The sequence below is a fragment of the Comamonas sp. A7-5 genome, assembly GCF_039581385.1.
Taxonomy (GTDB): domain Bacteria; phylum Pseudomonadota; class Gammaproteobacteria; order Burkholderiales; family Burkholderiaceae_C; genus Comamonas; species Comamonas thiooxydans.
Window position 1 is genome coordinate 1 of sequence record NZ_JBCPWO010000034.1, and the last position, 5585, is coordinate 5585.

The following is a 5585-nucleotide window of genomic DNA, read 5'->3' on the forward strand; positions in this document are numbered from 1 at the left end:
GTGCGTGATGCTTGCGGTCGATGAGACGGAAATACCTCTCGTTGGAGTCTACTGAGAGACGAAGCCCACCCGGGATGGCTACTGGTGACCAGCCGTGAGGATGGCCTCGTGTATTTCGGGCTAGGCCCGGTAAGTGTGGTGCGCTCCCCGGTTCCTTGCTAGTCGTTCTGACCCAAGACGATCAGAACTGCACCGCTTAAGAGTAGCAGGACTGCCGAAGCTATCCAAAGCTCAAGGTTCGCGATGCTGCCCTGGGCATCCAGAGCAAATCCTGCCGCAAAAGAAAGTGCCGCACTGATCACTAGCAGTGTTCCCAATTTGCTGCGCAGCATGGCTTTTGTCTGTACTTCTCTATCAATGATTGCTCGATGGCGGCAATGCAGGCTTGGTATCCGAGCCTTCATGGACCCCATACCTGGATCACCTCGGCCATGTCCTATTTTCGGCGATGACTGGGGGATATAGAGGCAGGTTTCAATGGCCTTGTTACCGAAGGTAGATAAAGCACCATAGGCGGCAAGTGGCTCCTGGTATTCACCGCGGACACCGCTGCAGCAGGCACATACAGCATTCTGAGACGCGTTTCCCTGCAAGCCAAGATAGATTGCAACTGCTCTGCTACATTCCTTGAACAAGGAGGAATGAGGATGAAAGCTATTCCGGGCGCCGCCGCTTTCCTGGCCGCCTTACTCTGTGGACCACATTTGCATGCGCAGCAGATCACAGGGAATGAGCTGAATCAATGGCTCTCTGAAACACAAAAATCTCAAGCGGGTACAGCGTCAGACCACCAACAGGTCAATATTGCACGCGGGTATGCATTAGGAGTTGCTGAGACACTGGTGTCATCCAAAGTCATTTGCATACCAGACGGCATCACACGCGACCAAATCTTGGACATCATTCCTATGATGCTTTACGCCCAGCCGCAGCTTGGGCACATGAATGCCAACTCACTGGTCTCACGGGCGTTGCAGGATGTCTTCCCCTGCAAGCCCAAATAGATGGCAACTGCTCTACTGCATTCCTTGTTTTGCTCATTGGGTTTCCTTGGGTTGGGGAATCACTGGCCAGGCTGTGCGGCAGGTTGCGGCATCAGCTCGGATTGCCAGCTCCGTGTATCGCTGGAGGCCGTCACGCTCACGGCGAGCGCGATCAGCAGCAGCCTGCAAGCCGGCCTGCTTCTGGATGGCGTCATTCAGGGCTCCTTGGTATGTGGCATTGACCGTGCGTTCGACGGCCAGCACGCGCCAGCCGGCGGCCGTGCGTTCATCAGCGATCTGCTCGCGGTACTGGCTGGCCTGCAGGCGCTCGTCGGCCAGCTCGGCCCCCCAGGCGCGCCGCCTGAAAGGACCAGGCCAGCGCCGCGCCGGCAGCAGCGGCTGCCAGAGCTGTGTAGACGGTCAGCCGCGCCATGACAGCCCCCACTCGCAAATCTCGGCATTCGCATCGCCGCGGATCTTCAAGCCGGGCAGCACCGTGGACACGCCATGGACCGTGCCCTTGTTCCAGCGCACGTTTTCACGGCAGGCCTTGACCCAGTTGCCCGCGTTTGCATCGCGCCGCATGATGCTTGTCTGGAAATTCCCGTCGCCCTTGTTGTGCAGGAAGTCGTAGAACGTGGCCTGCCGGAAAGGGTTGTAGCTGCCCCAGTAAAGCAGTGAGCGCTTGGCGATCTGCTCATACTGCACATAGCGCTTTTTCTCCAGGCGGAAGCATTCGGCCGGGCTGTACCACTTGCCCGCGATCACATCCTTGCCGGTCAGTCCGTTGCAGACCGTCAGCGGTTGGCCCTTGCCCAGCTTGCCCACGTAGGGCGTGCCGATGTGGCGATTGCTGGATTCATAGAACGCGGCCATGACCATGGCGATACGCATGCCATCGGGCATATCGGGATCGGCGGCGACTGCCTGGATGTACTGATTCTTTTGGACCTCAGCCGTTGCGGCCTGATCCACGTAGTAGCTGCCGCCACCAATGCCGATCAAGACCAGCAAGGCACCAATGCTGGTGCGCAGCTGTGATGGAATCTTGCTCATGGCGTGCCCCCTACGGCAGCCTTGGCCTTATCGCGCAGCTCCTGGCGAGCCTGCTCATGCACATAGTCACGGCGCCATTTCCAGACCAGGTAGGCTGCCTGCAATGCCACAAAGGCAATCGATGCCAGGACCAGCCAGTCACTGAGGGGCAGGCCTGCGAGCCGAAAGCCTCCGGCTGCTACTGCCCCCCCGGCGTGGCTTGTGCGGCCGCGACCACAATGTCTTGTTTCTGCTCGGCACTCAGATGCTGGTGAATGCCCAGCAGCGCCAGCATTGATGCGAGAGCTTTTTTTCATGCCCCGGAGTGTTCCGGGGCTGGACTCAATGGTCGAACCCTAGAGGGGTGTACGCCCTACTGCAGGCCGCTATCTACCACAAGCAGCCATTTGACGAGCATCCGTAAAGCGGTCATCCCTTAGCCCGATAGCAATTCCTATCCCGCATCTCAATCACACAATGATTCAACATTTATTGTATTATTGATTAATGCAAGAAACCCAAGTTATCCGTTCCCTCTCAGCTTTGGCCCATGAAGCACGCCTGCGCGTTTTTCGCGCGTTGGTGGTTGCAGGACCTGAAGGCCTGACTCCCAGTGCATTGGCGGAGCAGTTGGGTATTGCCCCCAATGCACTGTCGTTTCACCTAAAGGAACTGTTCCATGCTGAACTCGTGAGTCAAGAGAAGCAGGGCCGAAATGTGCTCTATCGCGCTGCATTTCCCGTCATGAATGGTCTGCTCGCATATCTCACCGAGAACTGCTGCCAGGGAGCTGCCTGCACTCCAGACGCCGCAACTTTGTGCCAGTGCTGAACTGCTCGTTGCTAGGAACAGTTCACCATGTTGACGGCCACCCTGATTTTCATCTTCACACTGACGTTGGTCATCTGGCAACCGCGCGGCCTTGGCATTGGCTGGAGCGCTTCAGTCGGGGCCGCTGTCGCTTTGCTGCTGGGGGTCGTGCACTTAGCTGATATTCCGGTTGTCTGGCATATCGTCTGGAATGCCACGGCGACCTTTGTCGCCATCATCATCACCAGCCTTTTACTGGATGAGGCTGGTTTCTTCGAGTGGGCTGCATTGCACTTTGCCCGCTGGGGCGGCGGCAGCGGAGTCAAGCTGTTTGCCTGCATCGTGCTGCTGGGTGCCGCCGTTTCGGCCCTGTTTGCCAATGACGGAGCCGCCTTGATTCTTACGCCCATCGTGATGGCCATGCTGGTGGCGCTGGGCTTTTCTCCGGCGGCAACGCTGGCGTTCGTAATGGCCGCCGGGTTTATTGCCGACACTGCGAGCTTGCCGCTGATCGTCTCCAATCTGGTGAACATCGTCTCCGCCGATTTTTTCAAGATCGGCTTCAACGACTACGCATCGGTGATGGTGCCAGTCAACATCGCCTCGGTCCTGGCCAGCCTCGGTGTGCTGCTGCTGTTTTTCCGACGCGATATTCCAGCCACCTACGACGTGGCCCAGCTCAAACAGCCTTCGGCTGCGATCAAAGACCGGGCCACATTCCGGGCCGGCTGGGTCGTGCTGGTCTTGCTTCTGATTGGCTTTTTTGTTCTGGAGCCTCTGGGCGTACCCGTCAGTGCTGTGGCGACCGTGGGTGCAGCGATCTTGCTGGCTGTGGCCGCTCGTGGTCATGTCATCAGCACCAGGAAAGTGCTCCATGGCGCGCCTTGGCAGATCGTGGTGTTCTCGCTGGGTATGTATCTGGTGGTCTACGGGTTGCGCAACGCGGGCCTCACGGATTACATCGCCGTGTTGCTGAATCAGTTTGCAGCCGGTGGCGTGTGGACCGCATCGCTGGGCACGGGCATGCTGTCCGCGGTGCTGTCCTCAATCATGAACAACATGCCCACGGTCTTGGTCGGGGCCTTGTCCATCGATGCGTCCACAGCCGGCGGTACTGTCAAGGAGGCCATGGTGTACGCCAATGTGATCGGCTGCGATCTGGGTCCCAAGATCACGCCGATTGGCAGCTTGGCCACCTTGCTGTGGCTGCATGTGCTCGGCAAGAAAGGCACAACGATTGACTGGGGCTACTACCTCAAAGTCGGCGCGGTACTGACCCTGCCCGTGCTGCTCATCACCCTTGCCGCCCTGGCCTTGCGGCTCAGCGTGGCGTCATGAATCTTTGCAACGGGAATCTAGCGCTATGAGCGACATCACGATCTACCACAACCCTGCTTGCGGCACCTCCCGCAATGTCCTGGCCCTGATCCGCAACAGCGGAGTGGAGCCCACGGTCATCGAATATCTCAAGACGCCGCCTGATCGCGCCACGCTGGTGGGCCTGATTCAAGCCATGGGCCTACCAGTGCGCGATGTGTTGCGCCAAAAAGGTACGCCATATGACGAGCTTGGCTTGGGCGAGCCCAAATGGACGGACGAGCAATTGATTGATTTCATGCTCCAGCACCCCATTCTGATCAATCGCCCGATAGTGATCACCCCTCTGGGAGCCCGCTTGTGCCGTCCCTCAGAGGCCGTGCTGGACATCCTGCCGCAGCCTCAGCAGGCCGCCTTCTCCAAAGAGGATGGAGAAGCCGTCATTGACTCGAAAGGAAATCGAATTGGCAAGCACTGATCTACCGAACCTCGACGAACAAGTCTTTGAAAAGCCCAGCCTGGAAGGCCTACTGCCCGCACAGCGTGCGACGCACGCGCCGCGCATACTGCTGCTGTATGGCTCGGTTCGTGACCGCTCCTATAGCCGACTGCTGACCGAAGAGGCGGCGCGACTACTGCGCAAGATGGGTGCCGAGACCAGGATCTTCGATCCGCGTGGCCTGCCACAGCCCGATGGTGCCCCCGACGATCACCCTAGGGTCAAGGAACTGCGTGAGCTGGCTGTATGGGCCGAGGGCATGGTCTGGACGTCTCCAGAGCGTCATGGTGCCATGAGCAGCATCCTCAAAGCGCAGATAGACTGGATTCCTTTGTCCGCTGGTGCCGTGCGACCGACGCAAGGCAAGACATTGGCAGTAATGCAAGTCTCGGGTGGCTCGCAGTCCTTCAATGCGGTCAACCAGATGCGGGTGCTGGGTCGCTGGATGCGCATGATCACCATCCCGAATCAGTCGTCTGTTGCCAAGGCATTTGCCGAGTTCGACGAGGCTGGCAGGATGAAGCCCTCTTCGTATTACGAACGGGTCGTGGACGTGATGGAAGAGTTGGTCAAGTTCACTCTGCTGACGCGAGACTGTTCGGACTACCTGGTGGATCGCTACAGCGAGCGCCGTGAAAGCGCCGAGGAACTGTCCAAACGGGTCAATCAGCGAAGTATCTAAGTGACGCGTGCAGGTGGGCTCTGCATTCCAAAACAAGTTCAGTGGCCGCTTCTTCGCTACTTGAGCGGCTGCAACGGGTCGATTGCAGGCCGACGCGAAAGACCGCTAACGGATACCTCAGGTTTGTGGCGCTGCCCCATCAAGTCTGCCGTCCCCAGTCATACGCACCAGAACAGCACCCTCCTCTGAGACAATCGCGCGATGACCGATGAATCACCGATCCACACAGTCCACAAGCGCGTTTGCCACACGTTCCTTC

General features: G+C 58.5%; 8 protein-coding genes. 5 read left to right on the plus strand and 3 right to left on the minus strand.

Annotated elements, in window-relative coordinates; all coding sequences use genetic code 11:
* Window positions 1–158 precede the first annotated feature (158 nt).
* Window positions 159–404 (minus strand): hypothetical protein, encoded by a 246-nt coding sequence (locus AAIL67_RS24460; RefSeq protein WP_131324748.1) that lies wholly within the window; start codon window positions 402–404, stop codon window positions 159–161.
* A gap of 243 nt (window positions 405–647) precedes the next feature.
* On the opposite strand from AAIL67_RS24460, the gene AAIL67_RS24465 reads away from it, so the two are divergent.
* On the plus strand, window positions 648–1004 hold the full coding sequence (locus tag AAIL67_RS24465; protein ID WP_063661399.1) for a Rap1a/Tai family immunity protein: 357 nt from the start codon (window positions 648–650) through the stop codon (window positions 1002–1004).
* A gap of 59 nt (window positions 1005–1063) precedes the next feature.
* On the opposite strand, the gene AAIL67_RS24470 is transcribed toward AAIL67_RS24465, so the two are convergent.
* The gene (locus AAIL67_RS24470) at window positions 1064–1198 is read right to left on the minus strand and encodes a hypothetical protein (protein ID WP_343485372.1); all 135 of its coding nucleotides are present in this window, start codon (window positions 1196–1198) and stop codon (window positions 1064–1066) included.
* Window positions 1199–1403: 205 nt separating this feature from the next.
* The gene (locus AAIL67_RS24475; RefSeq protein WP_253233593.1) at window positions 1404–2039 is read right to left on the minus strand and encodes a glycoside hydrolase family protein; all 636 of its coding nucleotides are present in this window, start codon (window positions 2037–2039) and stop codon (window positions 1404–1406) included.
* 486 nt (window positions 2040–2525) lie between these two features.
* Here AAIL67_RS24475 and AAIL67_RS24480 point away from each other — a divergent pair, with 486 nt between their 5' ends.
* From AAIL67_RS24480 to arsH, 4 genes are read left to right on the plus strand one after another with little or no spacing between them, the layout of a single operon-like run.
* Complete coding sequence (locus AAIL67_RS24480; RefSeq protein WP_343485373.1) at window positions 2526–2849, plus strand: metalloregulator ArsR/SmtB family transcription factor; 324 nt, start codon at window positions 2526–2528, stop codon at window positions 2847–2849.
* A gap of 27 nt (window positions 2850–2876) precedes the next feature.
* Complete coding sequence (locus AAIL67_RS24485) at window positions 2877–4166, plus strand: arsenic transporter (RefSeq protein WP_343485374.1); 1290 nt, start codon at window positions 2877–2879, stop codon at window positions 4164–4166.
* Between the two features lie 25 nt (window positions 4167–4191).
* Window positions 4192–4623: an arsenate reductase (glutaredoxin) gene (gene arsC, locus AAIL67_RS24490; protein ID WP_034360082.1), complete on the plus strand. Its 432-nt coding sequence runs from the start codon at window positions 4192–4194 to the stop codon at window positions 4621–4623.
* The gene (gene arsH / locus AAIL67_RS24495) at window positions 4610–5326 is read left to right on the plus strand and encodes an arsenical resistance protein ArsH (RefSeq protein ID WP_034390427.1); all 717 of its coding nucleotides are present in this window, start codon (window positions 4610–4612) and stop codon (window positions 5324–5326) included. The genes arsC and arsH overlap by 14 nt, the downstream gene beginning before the upstream one ends.
* The last annotated feature ends 259 nt before the right edge of the window (window positions 5327–5585 follow it).